The sequence below is a fragment of the Lentzea atacamensis genome (genome assembly GCF_003269295.1).
Taxonomy (GTDB): Bacteria; Actinomycetota; Actinomycetes; order Mycobacteriales; family Pseudonocardiaceae; genus Lentzea; species Lentzea atacamensis.
This window is the reverse complement of the sequence record NZ_QLTT01000002.1, coordinates 1,094,229-1,113,103: the sequence shown is the minus strand read 5'-3', so window position 1 is coordinate 1,113,103 and position 18,875 is coordinate 1,094,229. Positions and strand designations below refer to the sequence as shown.

Below are 18,875 nucleotides of genomic sequence, written 5' to 3'. Positions count from 1 at the left end.
AACAACGGAAGTGCTGGTAGTAATTCCGCATGGCCGGACGTGGGACGCCCGCCACAGCGCTGCTGGACAAGCAGCGGGTGGCGCACACCTTGCACTCGTACGAGCACGACCCCCGCCACGAGTCCTACGGGCTGGAGGCGGCGGAGGCGCTCGGGCTGGTGCCGGAACGCGTTTTCAAGACGCTCGTGGCCGAAGTGGACGGCAAGCTCGCGGTCGGCGTCGTGCCGGTGACCGCGCAGCTCGACCTCAAGGGTCTCGCCGCGGCGTTGAAGGGCAAGAAGGCCAAGATGGCCGTCGTCGCCGACGCCGAGCGCGCCACCGGGTACGTCGCGGGCGGGATCTCCCCGCTGGGGCAGAAGAAGCGGCTGCCGATCGTGGTGGACGAGTCGGCGCTGGGCTTCGACACGATGTTCTGCAGTGCCGGGCGGCGCGGGCTCGAGGTGGAGATCGCGCCGGCCGAGCTGGTGCGGCTGACCGGTGCCGTGGTGGCGTCGATCAGCGCCTAGCGTCCGACCCAGGTGGCGATGCAGACCTCGTTGCCCTCGGCGTCCGCCAGCACCCACCAGCTCGGCGCGTGGCTGTCGTCCTTGAGGGTGCCGCCCGCTCGCAACGCTTGCTGGACGCGTTGCTCTGCCTGGTCGTGCGGTACCGACACGTCGATGTGCAGGCGGTTGCGGTCTGTTCGCGGCACGTCCATGTCCTGGAACCAGATGCCGGGTCCCTGGCCGCGCGGGTCGACGACGTCCTCGTCGCCTTCCGGCTCGTACCCGAGCACCGCCAGCCAGAACGGCATGACGCCGGCGCTGACCAGTGCGTCGAGGGTGAGGCCGACGTGCTGGAGCCGGACCGGTTCCGGGGTGGCACCGAGCTCGCGCGCCCTCGCGGAGATGCGCCGGGCCTCGTCGATGCTCGCCTCGGTGAGCGGAAGGCGGACGGTGATGCCGTCCGGCCGGATGTCCGCCGTGTCCGTGACCAGGTGCTTGATCTGGTCGAACGTGCCGCGGAAGTACGCACACGCGCCCGAGGTGAGCACCCGCCAGTCGGCAACGCCCTCGGCCGCGTGGAACTCCGCCGCGGTGATCGGCCTACTCACCGACCTGGCCGTCGATCGCCTCGCGGATCAGGTCGGCGTGGCCGTTGTGCCGCGAGTACTCCTCGATCATGTGGGTCAGGATCCAGCGCAGGCTCGGCACCCGGCCGTCCCGCCACGGCGCATGCTTGGCCAGCTGGCCGAGGTCACCGGTTTCGAGGGCTTCCGCGACGGCCTTGCGGGAGCGGTCGACCTCCTCCTGCCACAGAGCGATCAGCTGCTCCGGGCTGTCCTGAGCGGCCGAGTGCCAATCCCAGTCGTTGTCGGCCTTCCAGTCGACGCTCGCCCACGGCTCCAGCGGCTCGCGGTCGTGCAGCACGACGTGGAACCACTGCTGTTCGACGTACACGAGGTGCTTGAGCATGCCGCCGAGCGTCATCGACGACTTCGCGGTCGTCGCGTTGAGCTGCTCGGCGGTGAGGCCCGCGGTCTTCCACGCGAGGGTGGCGCGCTGGAACTCCAGGAAACCGCTCAGGGTGGCGAGCTCGTCGCCGTCCATCGGTGGTTCCGGGCGGCCCTGCTCGTCGAAGTCGGTCATGGGCGTGATCACAGCCCATTGCGTACAGTGCCACCACATGGTTTAGACCATTCAGGGAGGCAGGCATGCGCATCCTCGACCTCGACCGCACCGGGCTCGCGGCCCTCCGCGGCCAGGACCTCACCAGGGCGGTGGCCGCGTCCGAGGGACGGACCATGGTCGCCGAGGTGTTCGCGGATCGCGCCGCGCTGTCGTTCGACGGCCAGACCGGCGTGCACAACGCCGAGCTGATGGCCGCGTTCGGTGCCGATGTCATCGTGCTGAACATGATCGACCGGGTTTGGGACGGCACGACGTTCCGCTTCCCCGGTCTCGGCGAACTCCCCGGCCTGCACGCACTGGCCGAGAAGATCGGCCGTCCGATCGGCGTCAACCTGGAGCCGGGCACCGTTCCCGAACTGCGCAAGGCCACTCGTGCGAATGCTCAGCGGCTCGCCGACGCCGGTGCCGCGCTCATCGTGCTGACGGCCAACCCCAGCACCGACGGTTCGCTCGACGGCATGGCCAGGGCGACCGAGGAGATCCGGACCGACGCCGCGCTCTGGGTCGGCAAGATGCACCACGCGGGTCACCCGGAGCCGATCACCGCGCGGAAGCTCGCGAACCTCGTCGACGCTGGCGCGGACGGCGTCATCCTCCCGATCCCCGGCACGCTGCCCGGTGTCACGAGAGAGGCCGCCGCCGAAGCCGTCGCGGCCGTCCACGAGAAGAACGCGATCGTCATGGGCGCGATCGGTACGTCGCAGGAAGGCGCGCACACCAACGTGGTGCCGCAGCTGGCCCTCACGGCCAAGGAGATCGGCGTCGACGCGCACCACATCGGCGACTGCTTCCTGCCGGGCATGGGCGACCCCGAGCTGCTCTACGCCTACTCGGTGGCCGTCCGGGGCCGCCGGCACACGTGGACACGGATGGCGCGTTAGTCCAGCGGCCTCAGCACGCGGTCCAGCCACTCGCCGACGAACCGCCCCACGTCCGCGACGGACGCCTTCAGCGAGTGGTCGCCCTTCAGCAGCACCACTTCACGGTGGTGGCCTCGTGGGGGCAGGCCGAACGGGTCGTTCTCGCCCTGCACGACCAGGGTGGCGACCTCGACGCCGTCCAGCTCCGCCAGGCGGGACTTCTCCGGCTTGCCCGGCGGGTGCACCGGGAACGCCAGGCACAGCACCGCCACCGCCTGCCCCTCGACCGACGTCCGGCAGGCCACCCGCGCGCCCGACGACCTGCCCCCGAACACCAGGGGAAGGCCGTCGAACCAGCGCTCGCCCAGGTCGTCGACGACGGACAGCCAGGCGGTGTCGAGCTGCGTGGCCGGCGCTGGGGCACGACGGCCCGCGACGCGGTACGGCTGCTCGATCAGGGCCACGTGCACGCCGACGGCGTTCGCGGCGTGGCACGCGGCGACCAGATCCGGGGCTTCGACGCCACCGCCGGCGCCGTGGCCCAGCAGCAGTGCCGCGCGCGGTTCGTGGGCACAGTGCAGTGAGGCCCGCGCCGGACCGTGCGGGGTGTCCACCAACAGCGTCGTCACGACAGCTCGAACAACGTGGGTGAGGGCTTCTCTTCTTCGTTGAGAGAGACGCGTTCCATCAGGGACGGATTGTTGTTCTTCACGCTGTTCACCGCCATCGACACAGGACGCAACTCCAGCGCGTCGACAATCGAGGGATCCGGGGCCAGCAGCTCGGACGGGTCCTGTGACGTCGGGTCGAGCCACGCCGACCAACGGTCCCGAGGCAGCAGCAACGGCATGCGGTGGTGCACCTCGGTCATCGCGCCGATGGCGTCCGTGGTGAGCACCGCGCACGTGACCGTCGGGACGTCGTCCTTCCACCACACCGACCAGATGCCGGCCATCGCGAGCGAAGCGCCGTCGCCAAGGGTGATGAAGTACGGCTGTTTGCGCCCCTCGCCCGGCTGCCATTCGTACCAGCCGTCGGCGGGCAGGATGCAGCGGCGCTTCATCGCGGACTGCTTGTAGGCGGGCTTCTCCAGCACGCTCTCCGCACGGGCGTTGATCATCTTGGCCGCGCCGGAGAGGTCCTTGGCCCAGTGCGGGACCAGGCCCCAGCGCATCACGCGAATGCTGCGCTCCACCTCGGCAGCGTCTTCTGCGGGTTTGCGCTCGACCACCGCCATGACGTGCTTGGTGGGAGCGATGTTGTAGTCCGCCCCTGGCGCCTCGTCGCCGGTTCCGTCCACCGCGTCGAACTCGGCCGCCAGCAGCGCCGGGTCCTTGGTGGAGGCGTACCTACCACACAAAACCGATCACCTCCGAAGTCGTCATCGTCGCACGTCGGGAACACCTGTGCGAGCCACGCCACCGGCCATGCGGGATCATTCACGCATGACTCAGCACTGGTCAGCCCCCAGCGCAGCCGGCCCAGTCCACGCGACCGTGCCGGTGCCCGGCTCGAAGTCGATCACGAACCGCGTTCTGGTGCTCGCGGCACTGGCCGACGGGCCCTCCGCGGTGCACGCACCGCTGCGCAGCCGCGACACCGTGTTGATGGCTGCCGCGCTCTCCTCCCTCGGGGTGGGTTTCGCCGATCGCGAGGACGGTGGCTGGGACGTGACGCCCGCCCCGTTGCGCGGACCGGCCGACGTCGACTGCGGCCTCGCGGGCACGGTCATGCGGTTCCTGCCGCCCGCCGCCGCGATCGCCGAGGGTGAGATCCGGTTCGACGGCGACCCGCACGCACGCAAGCGGCCGATGAGCACCGTGCTGGGTGCGTTGCGCTCGCTGGGTGCGGACGTCGAGGGCGACGCGCTGCCGTTCACTTTGCGCGGCACGGGATCGCTGGCCGGTGGCGAGGTGACTATCGACGCGTCGGGCTCATCGCAGTTCGTGTCGGGGCTGCTGCTGTCCGGTGCGCGGTACGACAAGGGCGTGACGGTGCGCCACGACGGCAAGCCCGTGCCTTCGTTGCCGCACATCGACATGACGGTCGAGACGCTGCGTTCGGTCGGCGTCCGGGTGGAGACCGAAGCGAACCTGTGGCACGTCGAGCCGGGCCCGATCGCCGCGCGCACGTGGCACGTGGAGCCGGACCTGTCGAACGCGACGGTGTTCCTCGCGGCGGCCGCGGTGACCGGTGGCGAGGTGACGGTTCCGCATTGGCCGGCCAGGACCACGCAGGCCGGCGACGCGGTGCGAGACATCCTGGAGCGGATGGGCTGTTCCGTCGAGCTGTCGGACGAGGGTCTGACGGTGCGCGGCCCCGCGAAGCTGTCCGGTCTGGACATCGACCTGCACGACGAGAGCGAGCTGACGCCGACGGTCGCGGCGCTGGCGGCGCTGGCCGAGGGGCGGACGGTCATCCGCGGTGTCGCGCACATCCGCGGCCACGAGACGGACCGGATCGCGGCGCTCGTCAACGAGATCAACGCGCTGGGCGGCAACGCGTCCGAGACCGAGGACGGCCTGATCATCGAACCCGCGCCGCTGCACGGCGGGGTGTGGCAGGCCTACGCCGACCACCGGATGGCGACCGCGGGCGCGATCGTCGGGCTGGTGGTGCCGGGCGTCTCGGTGGACGACATCGGCAGCACGACCAAGACGATTCCCGATTTCCCAGGCATGTGGAACGCCATGCTCACGGAGGCGCGTTGAAGTGAGCAAGCGGGACTGGCGCAAGCTCGACGAGTCCGACGTTCGCGTGCGCCCCGGCAAGGGCACGCGGCCGCGCAGCAAGAGACGGCCCGAACACGCCGACGCCGAGAGCGCGATGGTGATCGGCGTGGACAGGGGCCGCTGGACGTGTGCGCTGGAGTCCGGTGTCATCGTCACCGCCATGCGTGCGCGCGAACTCGGCCGCACGCCCGTGGTGGTGGGCGACCAGGTCGGCATCGTCGGTGACACGTCGGGTCAGCCGGACACGCTGGCCCGGATCGTGCGCGTCGAGGAGCGGACCTCGGTGCTGCGCCGGACCGCGGACGACACCGATCCGTTCGAACGCGTCGTCGTCGCGAACGCCTCCCAGCTCATCATGGTGGTCGCACTGGCCGATCCCCCGCCGCGCACGGGTTTCATCGACCGGTGCCTGGTCGCCGCCTACGCGGGCGGCCTGGAACCGGTGCTGTGCCTGACGAAGTCGGACCTCGCTTCCGCGGACGAGCTGCTGGCGCTGTACACCGAGCTCGACGTGCCGGTGATCGTGACGCGGTTCGACGAGGAGCCAGCCGCCCTGCGCGCCAGGCTGACGGACAGGGTGTCGTGCCTGATCGGCCACTCCGGCGTCGGCAAGTCCACTTTGGTCAACAAGCTGGTGCCGGACGCGAACCGGGCGGTGGGCGTGGTGTCCGGCGTCGGCAAGGGCCGGCACACCTCGACGCAGGCCGTGGCGCTGCGGCTGCCGGAAGGCGGCTGGGTCGTGGACACGCCGGGCATCCGCTCGTTCGGCCTCGCGCACATCACGCCGGACGACATCGTGAAGGCGTTCCCGGACTTCGCGGAGGCCGCGGAGGAGTGCCCGCCCGGCTGCGGCCACCTGGGTGCGCCGGAGGACCCCGGCTGCATGCTGGACGAACTGGTGCCGGACGCGCCCGGCCGCCTGACGTCGTTGCGGCGGCTGCTCGCGTCCCGCGCGGGGCTGGACGACCACGCGGATTGAGCTTGCGCCCGTCAGTCACACTTCCGGCGTGAGCAGACAGCTGGGGGTTCTCTCGCTGGTGGCCGGGGTGGTGGGGCGTGACGTCCAACCCGCGGAGTCAGACGGGCACCGGTGTCGTGGTGACCGAACTTTCGGCCGACCGGGTCCTCGCGGTGAGCGCCGAGCGGACACCGCCCGGGTACGACATCGGGATGGCCGCTCGCACCAAGATCGTCGCGATCCTGCGAGAGTTGGTGTCGTGATCAGGTACCTGGGACTCGTCGCGCTGGTGGCGTTGACGGCGTGCACCGCGGAACAGCCCGCTCCCCCGAAGTTCGAGGACACCGACCCGTGCACGCTGCTCGCGTCCGGTGACGCGGGCAACCTCAAGGGTGCGGCCAAGGGCGAGCGGGCGTGCGACTTCACGTTCGACTCGCTGACCGTGCGGCTGACGCTGCGGACCGAGAAGTTCGCGGACGCGTCGCATCCGTTGCTGTCGGATGGCGGCTACGGCGCGGTGGTCAACGACCACCCGATGACCCGCCGCTGCACCGACGAGTCCGGGACCGTGACGTGTGAGGGCGTCGTCGAGGCGCGGGACGGTCAGCTGATCGGGCTGAAGGTGGTCCAGCGCAGCCACGACCTCAACGTGGTCGGGCAGGTCACCCAGGGTCTCGCTGCCAAGGCACTGGAAAGGCTGCCGAAGTGAGGCGCTGGCTGCCCTTCGTGCTTCTGCTCACGGGCTGCAGCGCCGCACCGGTGGCGACCGCGCCCTCCAGCACCACGACCGAGACGACAACGACGACGGTCGCCACGACCTCGCCGCGCATCGACACACCGCGCAAGCTCGCCGGCGCCGACCCGTGCCAGATGCTCACCGCCGCGGACCTCGGCGGGACGTTGTTCGGCAGCCCTCAGCCGCACCCGGCCGTCCCGCGGTCCTGCCTGATGCAGGTGGGTCCCGGCACGGAGAAGGACATGATGGTCCTGGTGGCGTTCGGGGACGCTTATGCGCGGCCGGACAAGGCCGTGGAGATGCTGATCGGCGACGGTCACTCGGCAGCGACGTCGTGTGCCGCCACGCCTCAAGGCGTGGAGTGCACGACACTCGTGGCGATCAACGCGACCGAGTCGCTGAAGGTGGTCGTGCGCCTGCCGGACGGCAACGCGGACCAGGTCGCTTCCATCGTGCAGGAACACGCGAAGGATGCGTTCGCCCGAGTGCCTGTCACGTCCTGACGCGCTGTCTCGTCCACTGGTCATGAAGGTATTCGTGATCGGTGCGACGGGTGTGCTCGGACGGGAAGCGGTGCCGCGGCTGCGGGCGGCGGGACACGAGGTGGGGGTGCTGGACCGGCACACGACCTCGATGTTCGACGCAGGGCAGCTCGCGAAGGCGCTCACGGGCTACGACGCCGTCATCAACCTGGCCACCCGCATCCCGCTCACCGCGAAGGCGGTCATGGCCAGTGCCTGGGCGGAGAACAACCGCATCCGCACCGAGGGCAGCGCCGCGCTCGTCGAGGCGGCTCAGCGCGCGGGCGTCGAACGGATCGTGCAGGAGGGCATCTCGTTCGTGTACGCGGACGGCGGCGACCGCGAGCTCGACGAGACAGCGCCCATCAAGCCGGTCGGGCACGTCGCGAGCTCGGTGCAGGCGCAGCAGAACGTGCTCAGGCACCCCGGCGGGGTGTTCCTGCGCATCGGGCTGCTGATGGGCGGCGAGGCCATGTCGCCGCCGGTGCTCGTGGGCGACGGGTGGATGTCGGTCGTGCACCCCGGAGACGCGGCAGCCGCGGCCATCGCGGTGCTGGACGCGCCTCCGGGCATCTACAACGTCGGGTCGCCGGTGTTGAAGCGCGACCTCGGGATCACGCGGCTGCCGAAGTTCATGGGCAGGTTCGCCGCGTCGTTCGAGGTCTTCGCGCGGTCGCAGCGGGTGGTGAGCACGAAGCTCACCGACGCCACCGGCTGGAAACCACGGGTTCAGCCCATGTGCGGATAGGTGTGATCCGTCGGCGGCACCAGCGTTTCCTTGATGGCACGCGGGCTCGTCCAGCGCTGCAGGTTGTAGATCGAGCCCGCCTTGTCGTTGGTGCCGGAGCCGCGCGAGCCACCGAACGGCTGCTGCCCGACGACCGCGCCCGTCGGCTTGTCGTTGACGTAGAAGTTGCCCGCCGCGAACCGCAAAGCCTTGTGCGCCTGCGCGACCGCCGCCCGGTCGCGCGCGAAGACGGCGCCGGTCAAGGCGTACGGCGTGGAGTTCTCGATGGTCTCCATGATGTTCGGGAAGTCCGCGTCCTCGTAGACGTGCACGGCGAGGATCGGGCCGAAGTACTCGGTCGTGAAGATGTCGTGGTGCGGGTCGGTGCCCAGCAGCACCGTCGGATCGACGAAGTAGCCCACCGAGTCGTCGCACGTGCCGCCCGCCAGCACCTCGACCGAGGTGGACGCGGACGCCATCAGCAGCGCGTCCTTGTGCTTGGCGAACGCGCGATGGTCGATCACCGCGCCGCCGAACGCCGACAGGTCCGTCACATCGCCGTACGACAGGGACTTCGTGACGTCGAGCAGCCGTTCACGAACCTCGCTCTCCCACAACGACCGCGCGACGTACGCCCGCGACGCCGCCGAACACTTCTGGCCCTGGTACTCGAAAGCGCCGCGAACCAGCCCCGTGACGAGAGCCTTGGGGTCAGCGGAAGCGTGCGCCAGCACGAAGTCCTTGCCACCGGTCTCGCCGACGACGCGCGGGTAGGCGCGGTAGTGGTCGAGGTTGCTCGCCATGGTCTGCCACAGCGCCTTGAACGTGCGCGTGGACCCGGTGAAGTGCAGTCCCGCGAAGAACCTGTCCCGCAACGCCACCTCGCTCACCGCCTGGCCGTCGCCGGTGACGAGGTTGATCACGCCCGGCGGCAGACCGGCCTCTTCGAGCATCCGCATGGTGTAGTGCGCGGCGAGCTGCTGCGTCGGCGACGGCTTCCACACCACGGTGTTGCCCATCAGCGCGGGCGCGAGCGGCAGGTTCCCGGCGATGGCCGTGAAGTTGAACGGCGTGATCGCCACGACGAACCCGTCGAGCGGCCGGTGGTCCATCCGGTTCCACACGCCGGGGCTGCTCGCCGGCTGCTCCTCGAGGATCCGCCGCCCGAAGTGGACGTTGAACCGCAGAAAGTCGATCAGCTCGCACGCCGAGTCGATCTCGGCCTGCTGCACGGACTTCGACTGCCCGAGAATCGTGGCGGCGTTGAGCGTGTCGCGCCACGGCCCGCTCAGCAGCTCGGCCGCCCTGAGCAGCACCGCTGCGCGTTCGTCGTACGGCAGCTCCTGCCAGCCCGGCGCAGCGTGCTGGGCAGCTCGCATGGCCTCCGCGACATCGGACTTCGTCGCCTGTGCGGTCACACCGAGCACGTGCCGGTGATCATGCGGCTGAACCACGTCGATGCGATCGCCACCAGCCATGCGCTGCTGACCGCCGATGGTCATGGTCAGCTCGTGGGTGATGCCTTCAAGCTCTGAGATGCGCGCCTGCAGACTGGCGCGTTCTGCGCTACCAGGAGCGTAGGTGTGCACCGGCTCGTTGACCGGTTCGGGTGCAGACGTTACGGCGTCCATTCCCCCATCGTGGCACGCGGTAGTAGGGTCCGTCGGGTGGCGCGGGTGACTGGCATCGGCGGGGTTTTCCTGCGTTCCCGAGATCCTGCGCGCCTGGCCGCCTGGTACCGCGACAACCTGGGCGTGCCGATGAGCGAAAAGGGCACCGTCACCTTCCACTGGCTCGACACGGCGACGTCCGAACGTCCGGGCACGACGACGATGGCGTTGTTCGCCCAGGACACCGACTACATCGGCGAACCCCACCAGCGCACCATGCTGAACCTGCGCGTCGACGACCTGCCGTCGTTGATGGCGAAGCTGCGGGCGCGTGGCGTTGAGGTGCTGCCGGACACCGAGGACTCGGAGTTCGGGAGGTTCGGGTGGTGTGTTGATCCGGAGGGGAACCGGATCGAGCTGTGGGAGCCCGCCGAGGGCATGTAAAACCGGGTGCGGCTGGACAGCCAGTGGTGTCTGATCGGCCCTGTGTTGCGAACGCCGGAAGTCGACGAGCTGACCGCGGCCGTGCAGGCCCTCCGCGAGTGGCAGCACGACGACGCGCCCATGCAGCTGCATCCGGGGGACATCGGCTGGGCCTGGCGGCTCGGCGCCGAGGCGACAGCCGCCACGGTCCGCACCTGGAGCCGTGACGGCCGGATCCTCGCGGTCGGTTTCCTGGACCAGCCGGACCTGCTCCGCTTCACCATCGCCCCGGACGCCCACCACGACGAGGAACTGGCTCAGCGGCTCGCCGCCGACGTGAGCGACCCGGCCCGCGGCGTGCTTCCGGCGGGCAAGGTCTACATCGAGTCCCCCAAGCACACCCGCTTCCAGGAGCTGATGTTCCAGAACGGCTGGCAGTCCGACGTACCGTGGACCCCGCTGCGCCGCGACCTCTCATCGCCGGTCGAAGATCCCGGCGTGGAGATCGAGGTGATCGGCCCCGACCGGGCCCACGTGCACGCCGACGTGATCAGGGCGTCGTTCGAGAGGTCGACCTTCACCGCGGACCGTTGGCACAACATGGCGAACGGCCCGTACGAGGACGCCCGCAGCCTCGTCGCCCACGCCGGGAACCAGCCGGTGGCAGCCGTGACCGTGTGGTCGGCGGGCCCCGGCAAACCCGGCCTGCTCGAACCGATGGGCGTGCACCGGGACCACCGCGGCCAGGGCTTCGGCAAGGCCATCACCATCGCGGCGGCGAAAACCCTCCAGGAGCTCGGTTCGTCCATCGCGCTCGTCTGCACGCCGAGTTCCAACGTCGGTGCGGTCGCCACCTACCGGGCAGCGGGGTTCCAGCCGATGCCGGAGGTGTTCGACCAGCGCCGCGACTAGAGGAGTTCGAGCACGAAGGCGAGCTCCTGCGGGGCGTACCAGGCCAGCTCGTGGTCCTCGGCGCTGCCCAGCGTGAACTCGGCGTCCGGGTCGCCCATGTCGGCGGCGTCGACCACCTCGGCGGCCGCTCGGACGTCCTCTTCGGCCTCGGACGTGTCCAGGTGCACGGACGCGACGTCCTTCAGCGTGACGGAGCCGGCGACCTTCACGACCGAGTGGTCGAGGTCGGGGCGCAGCGTCACGTCGTCGGCGTCCACGGCGATGACCGCGCGGCGCGGCTCGGTCTTCTCGTCGCCCGCCAGCAGCCTGAGCGAGGCTCGGGCGGCGTCGAGCATCGCGGCGTATTCGAGCTCCTCGGTGTCGCCCGCCGCGTAGGACTCGCGCAGGGCGGGCGTCAGCGCGAACGCCGTGCCGCCGATCGGGGTCAGCTCGCCGCTGTCGACGAACGTGCGCAGCATCGACACCGTGGCCGGGATGTAGACCCTCATGAACCGCTCGCCGTCCCCATCAGTTCCTCCACCGACTCCTCGACCATGGTCGCGAGAACGTCCACATCGGACATGGCGTCGCGGTCGCCGTTCAGTCCGAAGTAAACACCGCCGTCGTACGACGTCACCCCGATGGCCAGTGCCTGGTTCTTGGCGAGCGGGACGACCGGGAAGATCTCGGTCATTCTCGCGCCCGCCGCGTACAACGGCACCTGCGGGCCGGGAACATTTGTGACGATCACGTTGAACAGGCGGCGCGAGAACGACGAGGCCGCCCGCGCGCCCAGCGCGTGCAGCGTCGGCGGGGCGAAGCCGGAGACCTTCACCAGGGCGTCTGCGGCGACGGACTGGCCGGACTCCTTGTGCGCGCGCATCGCGTGGCTCACGTGGTGCAGGCGCACGACCGGGTTCGGTTCGCCGACCGGCAGGTCGACGAGGTAGGCACTGACGTTGTTGCCCGAGTCCGGGTCGGCGTCGCGGACCGAGAGCGGCGCCATCGCGCGGATGGTGGTGCTGCCGGTGACGTTCTCGCCGCGGCTGAGCAGCCAGTTCCGCAGCGCACCGGACAGGGCCGCGAGCACCACGTCGTTGACCGTGCCGCCGTGTGCCTTGCGGACGGACCGCAGGTCGTCGAGCTGAGCACGCGCGACGGCGAAACGGCGCTGCGGCGACGTGATGCGGACGTTCAGCGGGCTGCCGGGCGCGGGGGTCGCGGCGGTGCGGACGGCGGCGGCCACGGCACCGAAGGCGTTGAAGACCTTCTCGACCGTGGCGACGGTGTCGAGCGCGGCGCTGCGGACGTTCTCCACGAGTTCGCCGGGGCGCTGCACGATGTCGGTGACCGCGTCGGCCACGAGCTGCAGCGAGCTGGGCTCCGGCTGCGGCATCCAGAGGTTCTCGACGTTCGTGCGCGGCGACGGCGACACGTCCAGCATGACCTGGCCGATCTCCAGCGACGCGATGCCGTCGATCATGGCCTGGTGGGTCTTGGTGATGACGGCGGTCTGGTTCTTCGCGAGGCCCTCGACCAGGTAGATCTCCCACAACGGGCGGGAGTGGTCGAGCGGGCGGGACATCAGGCGCGCGACCAGGTCGTGCAGCTGGGTGTCGTTGCCGGGCTTGGGCAGCGCTGACCGGCGCACGTGGTAGGTGACGTCGAAGTCCGGGTCGTCGATCCAGACCGGGCGCGCGATGCGTCCCGGGACGTGCACGACCTTCTGCCGGTAGCGCGGCACGAGGCTCAGGCGTTGCTCGATGAGGTCGACGAGCTTGTCGTAGTCGAATCCCGCCTTCGGCCGTCGGAAGACCGCCACTCCGCCGACGTGCATCGGCGTCGTGGAGTCCTCCAGGTACAGGAACGAGGCGTCCAGCGCTGACAGGCGGTCCGGCATGCCCGCCAGCCTAGTGGCGATCGGGGTCCATGAGTTTTTGAAGTGCGGCACGTTCCACGGGGTCGCGGTCGTGGCGTTCGAGCCGGATGCGCGCCGCCTCCGGGATCGCCTCGCGCGCCTTCGGGTCCACGTTGGCCATGAACGCCTTGAGGAACCGCCACCGCGTGAGCTTCTTGACCGGCGCGAGACGGGCGACGGCCAGCGACACCCAGCTCAGCGCGACGTCGAGCCTGCGGTCGCCCTTCGTGGCGCAGGCCCAGTCGAGGACCACGGGCCCTTCCGGACCGAGCACGACGTTGCCGGGGTGCAGGTCGAGGTGCAGAAGGTCGCCCTCGCCGCTGAGGAAACCGGGCGCCGGGATGACGTCGAGACAGTGGTGGAGCTCGGCCAGATCCCGTCCGAGCTGACCGGCGAGCCAGGGCTTGCGGCCGATCTCCTCGGACATCCGCGGGCCGGGCACGTACTGCATGACGAGTTCGTCGGCGGTGGCCTCGTGCACGCGCGGAACGGGAATGCCGTGGTCGCTCAGGTACACCATCATCTCGGCCTCGCGCCGCAGGTCACGGCCGGTGCGCGTGCGCTTGACGAGCAGGCCGTCGGACCGGATGAACACGTCCGAGTCCTGGCCGCTCGCAATGTGTTGACGTTGCGCGACGCTGCGCATACCTGCCGTCATGTGACGATCATCATTGATATGATCCGAAACACAAGGGCCGAACGGCTCTAGCGCACCTCTTCACCCGTTTGAGCCGAGCGTGCGGGGCTCTGTCACCCTCTTGCTGTGGAGATCTCGCCCAAGGACCGTTTCGTCACCGTCTACGGCCGCAAGCCGGTGCTGGAAGCGCTGGACGACCCGGCGTTGTCGGTGGACAAGGTGGTGCTCGCCGACACGGCCCGCGGCCCGGCGGCTCGGGAGATCATCGACGCGGCACGTTCCCGCGGCGTCGCCGTGCAGCGCGCCACCGCGCAGCGCGTGAAGGTGCTGGCGGGCAACGGAAAGCAGGACCAGGGCGTGCTCGCCGACGTGGTCGCGCCCCGCATGAAGCCGCTCGCCCTGGCGCTGGAGGAGGGTTCGCTGCGGTCCGTGCTCGTGCTGGACGGCATCACCACGCCCGCCAACGTCGGCATGATCCTGCGCACCGCGACCGCCGCCGGCATCGACGGCATCGTGGTGCCGCGCCGAGGTGTCGCGTCGATCGACCCGCTCGTGGTGAAGGCCTCCGCCGGGGTGGCATTCCGAGCGCCCGTGCTGCGCTGCGGCACCGCGGCGGAGGCCTCGGCATTGTTGCGCGCGTCAGGCTTTCCGCTTTACGCGTTGGATTCCCACGCGTCCGACACGATTTATTCTGCTTCTTTCGAGGCGCGTGCCGCCTTCGTCCTGGGCAGTGAAACGTCCGGAATCACCGACGACGTGCGTCCGCACATCACGTCGTGGCTGTCGATTCCGATGGCGGCAGGCGTGGAATCGTTGAACGTGGCATCAGCCGCAGCCGTGCTCTGCTTCGAACTGGTGCGCCGCGCTCAGAGCCAATAGACGTGATACCCGTCGACTCGGGGATACCCGAGCAACGACGTGCACACCGCGACCGAGGACGCGCCCCTGACCCGGCCGATGCTGCCGGTCTGGCCCCAGGTGCCCAGGCCGTTGGAGCAGTGGGCGACGGCCCGGAAGCGTCCTGGCCGCCCTTCGTCGCAGAAGACCTCGACGCTGCGCCCGTCCCTCAGGTATTCCTCGTAGCAACCACGCTCCTGCGCCTGGGCGGGTGATGCAATTGCCGTGGCTGCAATGGCGACTGCAACACAAGCGACAATTCTTCGCATTTTCTCCCCTAAGCATTCGACTACTTGCCCAATTGACGGTAGTGCGCAGCCGAATAATGGGCAATTACGCTGCGGGGTGAACCCTCAATCGCAGAGTGCTATCGCTAGCAGGATTTCCAGCTCCTCGAGGGTGGACCGTGTCGACCGATGGTGGACACCGACCATGCCCGCTGCCGCCGCACCCCTGACGTTGATCGCGAGGTCGTCGACGAAGACGCACTCGCCAGGTTCGAGGTTCAGCCTCGTCGCGGTGAGGAGGTAGATCTCCGGGTCCGGCTTCGCCAGGCCCACCTCGCCGCTGATGATCGTGGCGTCGAAGAGGCCCTGCCACGTTCCCGGCGGCTGCCACCAACCGTCCGCGTTGGACAGCAGGGCGGTTTTCAGACCCTGTTCCCTGGCCTTGCGCAGCGCGGTGAGCAGCGGGGGTTCCGCGGCGTTGTCCTCGCCGGGATCGGTCAGAACGCCGCCGTAGTCGAGCACCAGGGCTTTCAACACCTTGTGGACGGTACCCACTTCCGGGTGGACCGTGTCCCGATGTCGCCGGGTGTCGCGCCTGGTTCGGCATGCCCCCAGTTGTTCGTCGCCTGCCCGCCTACGAGCCGCCGGTCGGAATGCCGGCTGTCATCCCCCGGCCTCGGCCACGGCCGGTCTGGGTTCCGGTACCGGAACCGCCGTCGCCTGAACTGGATGCCGCTCGGTTGGTCTGGGTGGTTCTGGAGGTGCTGGACGGCCGGCGGTCCAGACGGTTGCTGCGGGAGGTCGCGGTCCCCGGGCTGGCTGCTCGGCTGGGCGGAACGGTCCGGGTGCGGGCCACCCGGATGGTTCGGGCTCCTCGGGTTTGTCATCCGTCCCGGTTCGTCGCGGAGATTTCCGTGACGATTCTGCGGGAGGGCCGGGCGTTTGCCGTCGCGGCTCGGGCTGAGCATCGGAGTGGCCGATGGTGGCTGACCACGTTCTCGGTGCTCGAGTGAGGCAGCCTCCGAAACGACGCGTGGGCCGCGCTCCCGGAGGAACGCGGCCCACGTGGTCGTGCTGCGGTCAGCGCCGCTTGTTGCGGTTGCCCTTGGCCGCCTGACGTGCCGCCTCGCGACGCTCCTTGCGGGTGCCGCCCTGCTGGCCGGCACCGTTGGACTCGCCGTGCTGCTCCACGCCGCCGTCTTCCGCCGGGCCGCTGTAGGTCAGGCGCTGCTCGCCGGGGCCGCCGAGGCCCTTGCCGCGCAGGGCGGGCGGGATGGCGTTGCCGCTGGACAACTGGGCCATGGCCGGACCTGCCGGAGCCTGGGCCTGCTGCTCACGCTGCTGCTGGGCCGCGGCCGCCGCGCGGGCACGGGCCCGGGAGCCGCTCTGCGGGGTCTGCGGAAGCGCCTGCGGGGTGGTGCTCAGGGAGACCGGGACCTCGGGCTGCGCGGGCTCCGGTTCTGCCGCTTCCACCTGGAGGTTGAAGAGGAAGCCGACGGTCTCTTCCTTCAACGCGTCGAGCATCGCGTTGAACATGTCGAAGCCCTCGCGCTGGTACTCGATGAGGGGGTCGCGCTGCGCCATGGCGCGCAGGCCGATGCCCTCCTTCAAGTAGTCCATCTCGTACAGGTGCTCGCGCCACTTGCGGTCGAGGACCGACAGCAGGACGCGGCGCTCCAGCTCGCGGGTGGCGCCTTCGCCGACTCGGCTGTCGATGTCGGCCTCGCGGTTGCGGTACGCCTGCAGGGCGTCCTCGACGAGGACCTCGCGGAGGTGCTCGCGGGTGATGTCCTCATCGGACTCGAGGAGCTCGTCGGGGTCCAGCGAGACCGGGTAGAGGGTCTTGAGTGCCGTCCAGAGCTTGTCGAAGTCCCAGTCCTCGGCGTAGCCGTCGGCCGTGGCACCGTTGACGTACTCCTCCACGACGCTGACGATCATGTGCTCGACCTGTTCCTTCAGGTCTTCGCCCGCGAGGACGCGGTGGCGCTCGGCGTAGATCACCGTGCGCTGGCGGTTCATGACCTCGTCGTACTTGAGGACGTTCTTGCGGATCTCGAAGTTCTGCTGCTCGACCTGGGTCTGCGCGCTGCGGATGGCGCGGGTGACCATCTTGTGCTCGATCGGCACGTCGTCCGGCACGTTCAGGCGCGTCATGACCATCTCGACCATGGACGCGTTGAAGCGGCGCATCAGCTCGTCCTGCAGCGACAGGTAGAAGCGCGACTCGCCGGGGTCGCCCTGACGGCCGGTGCGGCCGCGGAGCTGGTTGTCGATGCGGCGCGACTCGTGGCGCTCGGTGCCGAGCACGTAGAGACCGCCTGCCGCGCGGACCTCGTCGGCCTCGGCCTTGCCGGCGATCGTCAGCTCCTCGACGACCTTGGCCCACTCGGCCTCGTACTCCTCCGGCGTCTCCACCGGGTCGAGGCCGCGCTCGCGCAGCTCGTGGTCGGCGATGATGTCCGGGTTGCCGCCCAGCACGATGTCGGTACCGCGACCGGCCATGTTCGTGGCGACCGTGACGGCGCCCTTGCGGCCGGCCTTGGCGATGATCAGCGCCTCGCGGTCGTGGTGCTTCGCGTTCAGGACCTCGTGCGGGATGCCCTTGCGCACCAGCAGCTTCGAGAGGTACTCGGAGCGCTCGACGCTCGTGGTACCGATCAGGACCGGCTGGCCCTTCGCGTGCTTCTCGGCGATGTCGTCGGCGACGGCGTCGAACTTCGCCTCCTCGCTCTTGTAGACGAGGTCGGGCATGTCCTTGCGCTGCGGCGGGCGGTTCGTCGGGATCGGCACGACGCCCAGCTTGTAGGTCTGGTGGAACTCGGCCGCCTCGGTCTCGGCGGTACCGGTCATGCCGCCGAGCTTCTCGTACAGGCGGAAGTAGTTCTGCAGGGTGATCGTGGCGAGAGTCTGGTTCTCCGCCTTGATCTCCACGCCTTCCTTGGCCTCGATGGCCTGGTGCATGCCCTCGTTGTAGCGGCGGCCGGCGAGCACACGACCCGTGAACTCGTCGACGATCATGACCTCACCGTTGCGCAGGATGTAGTCCTTGTCGCGCTTGTAGAGCTCCTTCGCCTTGAGGGCGTTGTTCAGGTAGCCCACCAACGGCGTGTTGGCCGCCTCGTAGAGGTTGTCGATGCCGAGCTGGTCCTCGATGAACTCCACACCGAGCTCGGTGACGGCGACGGTGCGCTTCTTCTCGTCGTACTGGTAGTGGTACGACTTCGACTTCTCCTCGACGACCTCGATGCGGTCCTTCTGGGAGAGCTGCGTGACGTCGATGCCGCGCATGCGCGGGGCGAGCCGGGCGAACTCCGTGTACCAGCGCGCCGACTGCTCGGCGGGGCCGGAGATGATCAGCGGGGTGCGGGCCTCGTCGATGAGGATCGAGTCGACCTCGTCGACGATCGCGTAGTAGTGGCCGCGCTGCACGCACTCGTCCAGGCTCCACGCCATGTTGTCGCGCAGGTAGTCGAAGCCGAACTCGTTGTTCGTGCCGTAGGTGATGTCCGAGTTGTACGCCGCGCGCCGCTGCTCGGGCGTCATCTCGGAGAGGATCGCGCCGACGCTCAGTCCCAGGAACCGGTGGACACGGCCCATCCAGTCCGCGTCGCGCTTGGCGAGGTAGTCGTTCGTCGTGATGACGTGCACGCCCTTGCCCGCGAGGGCGTTGAGGTAGACCGGCATGACCGAGGTCAGCGTCTTGCCCTCACCGGTGCGCATCTCGGCGATCTGCCCGAGGTGCAGCGCCGCGCCACCCATGAGCTGCACGTCGTAGGGGCGCTGACCCAGCGTCCGCTTCGCGGCCTCGCGGGCGACGGCGAACGCCTCCGGCAGCAGCTCGTCGAGCGACTCGCCGTCGGCATGGCGCTTCTTGAACTCCTCGGTCTTGGCGCGCAGCTCGGCGTCGGAGAGGTCGACCACGTCATCTTCGAGGCCGTTGATGGCGTGTGCGATGTTGCGGAGGCGCTTGAGCATCTTGCCCTCGCCGGAGCGGAGCAGTCGGGACAGCACCATCTGGATAGACCTCATCACCTGTATCGCGGCGCGCCCACGTCGGACGCCTTTCCC

The 18,875-nt window shown here is 69.5% G+C and carries 23 protein-coding genes; 12 read left to right on the top strand and 11 right to left on the bottom strand.

What is annotated here, in order from left to right:
• Positions 1 to 29: 29 nt before the first annotated feature.
• On the top strand, positions 30 to 506 hold the full coding sequence (gene ybaK, locus C8D87_RS14515; RefSeq protein ID WP_109639257.1) for a Cys-tRNA(Pro) deacylase: 477 nt from the start codon (positions 30 to 32) through the stop codon (positions 504 to 506).
• Here ybaK and C8D87_RS14510 read toward each other — a convergent pair.
• On the bottom strand, positions 503 to 1,093 hold the full coding sequence (locus C8D87_RS14510) for a VOC family protein (RefSeq protein WP_112226955.1): 591 nt from the start codon (positions 1,091 to 1,093) through the stop codon (positions 503 to 505). The genes ybaK and C8D87_RS14510 overlap by 4 nt on opposite strands.
• Positions 1,086 to 1,628, bottom strand: coding sequence for a DinB family protein (locus C8D87_RS14505; protein WP_112227093.1), 543 nt, complete (start codon positions 1,626 to 1,628; stop codon positions 1,086 to 1,088). Before C8D87_RS14505 ends, C8D87_RS14510 begins: the two co-directional genes overlap by 8 nt.
• A gap of 65 nt (positions 1,629 to 1,693) precedes the next feature.
• Between C8D87_RS14505 and C8D87_RS14500 the strand changes: the two genes are divergently transcribed.
• Positions 1,694 to 2,551, top strand: coding sequence for a DUF7916 family protein (locus tag C8D87_RS14500; RefSeq protein ID WP_109639254.1), 858 nt, complete (start codon positions 1,694 to 1,696; stop codon positions 2,549 to 2,551).
• Here C8D87_RS14500 and C8D87_RS14495 read toward each other — a convergent pair.
• Both C8D87_RS14495 and C8D87_RS14490 read right to left on the bottom strand, forming a co-directional pair.
• Positions 2,548 to 3,159, bottom strand: a complete 612-nt coding sequence (locus tag C8D87_RS14495; protein WP_109639253.1) for an alpha/beta hydrolase family protein — start codon at positions 3,157 to 3,159, stop codon at positions 2,548 to 2,550. The two genes, C8D87_RS14500 and C8D87_RS14495, sit on opposite strands and share 4 nt — an antisense overlap.
• On the bottom strand, positions 3,156 to 3,890 hold the full coding sequence (locus C8D87_RS14490; RefSeq protein ID WP_109639252.1) for an SOS response-associated peptidase: 735 nt from the start codon (positions 3,888 to 3,890) through the stop codon (positions 3,156 to 3,158). The genes C8D87_RS14495 and C8D87_RS14490 overlap by 4 nt, the downstream gene beginning before the upstream one ends.
• An 85-nt stretch (positions 3,891 to 3,975) precedes the next feature.
• On the opposite strand from C8D87_RS14490, the gene aroA reads away from it, so the two are divergent.
• The 6 genes from aroA (at position 3,976) to C8D87_RS14465 (ending at position 8,225) form a co-directional block, all read left to right on the top strand.
• On the top strand, positions 3,976 to 5,241 hold the full coding sequence (aroA, locus tag C8D87_RS14485; protein ID WP_109639251.1) for a 3-phosphoshikimate 1-carboxyvinyltransferase: 1,266 nt from the start codon (positions 3,976 to 3,978) through the stop codon (positions 5,239 to 5,241).
• 1 nt (position 5,242) lies between these two features.
• Positions 5,243 to 6,241, top strand: a complete 999-nt coding sequence (rsgA, locus tag C8D87_RS14480) for a ribosome small subunit-dependent GTPase A (RefSeq protein ID WP_109639250.1) — start codon at positions 5,243 to 5,245, stop codon at positions 6,239 to 6,241.
• 77 nt (positions 6,242 to 6,318) lie between these two features.
• Positions 6,319 to 6,483 carry a hypothetical protein gene (locus C8D87_RS45870; RefSeq protein ID WP_170166419.1) on the top strand — a complete coding sequence of 55 codons (165 nt, stop codon included), beginning with the start codon at positions 6,319 to 6,321 and terminating at the stop codon, positions 6,481 to 6,483.
• Positions 6,480 to 6,929, top strand: coding sequence for a hypothetical protein (locus tag C8D87_RS14475; protein ID WP_112226954.1), 450 nt, complete (start codon positions 6,480 to 6,482; stop codon positions 6,927 to 6,929). The genes C8D87_RS45870 and C8D87_RS14475 overlap by 4 nt, the downstream gene beginning before the upstream one ends.
• The gene (locus C8D87_RS14470; RefSeq protein WP_112226953.1) at positions 6,926 to 7,459 is read left to right on the top strand and encodes a hypothetical protein; all 534 of its coding nucleotides are present in this window, start codon (positions 6,926 to 6,928) and stop codon (positions 7,457 to 7,459) included. The genes C8D87_RS14475 and C8D87_RS14470 overlap by 4 nt, the downstream gene beginning before the upstream one ends.
• A 22-nt stretch (positions 7,460 to 7,481) precedes the next feature.
• The gene (locus C8D87_RS14465) at positions 7,482 to 8,225 is read left to right on the top strand and encodes an NAD-dependent epimerase/dehydratase family protein (RefSeq protein WP_112226952.1); all 744 of its coding nucleotides are present in this window, start codon (positions 7,482 to 7,484) and stop codon (positions 8,223 to 8,225) included.
• Here the strand turns inward: C8D87_RS14465 and pruA are convergent.
• On the bottom strand, positions 8,207 to 9,835 hold the full coding sequence (gene pruA, locus C8D87_RS14460) for an L-glutamate gamma-semialdehyde dehydrogenase (protein ID WP_112226951.1): 1,629 nt from the start codon (positions 9,833 to 9,835) through the stop codon (positions 8,207 to 8,209). The two genes, C8D87_RS14465 and pruA, sit on opposite strands and share 19 nt — an antisense overlap.
• Before the next feature lie 36 nt (positions 9,836 to 9,871).
• Here pruA and C8D87_RS14455 point away from each other — a divergent pair, with 36 nt between their 5' ends.
• Together C8D87_RS14455 and C8D87_RS14450 are read left to right on the top strand one after the other, a co-directional pair.
• Positions 9,872 to 10,258, top strand: a complete 387-nt coding sequence (locus tag C8D87_RS14455; RefSeq protein WP_170155132.1) for a VOC family protein — start codon at positions 9,872 to 9,874, stop codon at positions 10,256 to 10,258.
• 33 nt (positions 10,259 to 10,291) lie between these two features.
• Positions 10,292 to 11,149, top strand: coding sequence for a GNAT family N-acetyltransferase (locus C8D87_RS14450; RefSeq protein WP_112227092.1), 858 nt, complete (start codon positions 10,292 to 10,294; stop codon positions 11,147 to 11,149).
• On the opposite strand, the gene C8D87_RS14445 is transcribed toward C8D87_RS14450, so the two are convergent.
• Genes C8D87_RS14445 through C8D87_RS14435 form a run of 3 tightly spaced genes read right to left on the bottom strand, consistent with a single transcriptional unit; the run spans position 11,146 to position 13,704 of the window.
• Positions 11,146 to 11,637, bottom strand: a complete 492-nt coding sequence (locus C8D87_RS14445) for a DUF6912 family protein (RefSeq protein WP_109639245.1) — start codon at positions 11,635 to 11,637, stop codon at positions 11,146 to 11,148. The genes C8D87_RS14450 and C8D87_RS14445 overlap by 4 nt on opposite strands.
• Positions 11,634 to 13,028, bottom strand: coding sequence for a WS/DGAT/MGAT family O-acyltransferase (locus C8D87_RS14440; protein ID WP_109639244.1), 1,395 nt, complete (start codon positions 13,026 to 13,028; stop codon positions 11,634 to 11,636). The genes C8D87_RS14445 and C8D87_RS14440 overlap by 4 nt, the downstream gene beginning before the upstream one ends.
• 10 nt (positions 13,029 to 13,038) lie before the next feature.
• On the bottom strand, positions 13,039 to 13,704 hold the full coding sequence (locus C8D87_RS14435; RefSeq protein WP_112226950.1) for a phosphotransferase: 666 nt from the start codon (positions 13,702 to 13,704) through the stop codon (positions 13,039 to 13,041).
• 105 nt (positions 13,705 to 13,809) lie between these two features.
• On the opposite strand from C8D87_RS14435, the gene C8D87_RS14430 reads away from it, so the two are divergent.
• Positions 13,810 to 14,562 carry a TrmH family RNA methyltransferase gene (locus C8D87_RS14430; RefSeq protein ID WP_109639242.1) on the top strand — a complete coding sequence of 251 codons (753 nt, stop codon included), beginning with the start codon at positions 13,810 to 13,812 and terminating at the stop codon, positions 14,560 to 14,562.
• On the opposite strand, the gene C8D87_RS45095 is transcribed toward C8D87_RS14430, so the two are convergent.
• Complete coding sequence (locus tag C8D87_RS45095; RefSeq protein WP_146231712.1) at positions 14,550 to 14,849, bottom strand: hypothetical protein; 300 nt, start codon at positions 14,847 to 14,849, stop codon at positions 14,550 to 14,552. The two genes, C8D87_RS14430 and C8D87_RS45095, sit on opposite strands and share 13 nt — an antisense overlap.
• An 84-nt stretch (positions 14,850 to 14,933) precedes the next feature.
• A complete protein-coding gene (locus C8D87_RS14425; protein ID WP_112227091.1) occupies positions 14,934 to 15,344 on the bottom strand; it encodes an HAD-IA family hydrolase in 411 nt (136 codons plus the stop codon).
• Between the two features lie 68 nt (positions 15,345 to 15,412).
• Between C8D87_RS14425 and C8D87_RS49135 the strand changes: the two genes are divergently transcribed.
• A complete protein-coding gene (locus C8D87_RS49135; RefSeq protein WP_411711360.1) occupies positions 15,413 to 15,820 on the top strand; it encodes an Rv3235 family protein in 408 nt (135 codons plus the stop codon).
• A 67-nt stretch (positions 15,821 to 15,887) separates the two neighbouring features.
• On the opposite strand, the gene secA is transcribed toward C8D87_RS49135, so the two are convergent.
• Positions 15,888 to 18,821, bottom strand: coding sequence for a preprotein translocase subunit SecA (gene secA / locus C8D87_RS14415; RefSeq protein ID WP_112226948.1), 2,934 nt, complete (start codon positions 18,819 to 18,821; stop codon positions 15,888 to 15,890).
• Positions 18,822 to 18,875 lie beyond the last annotated feature (54 nt).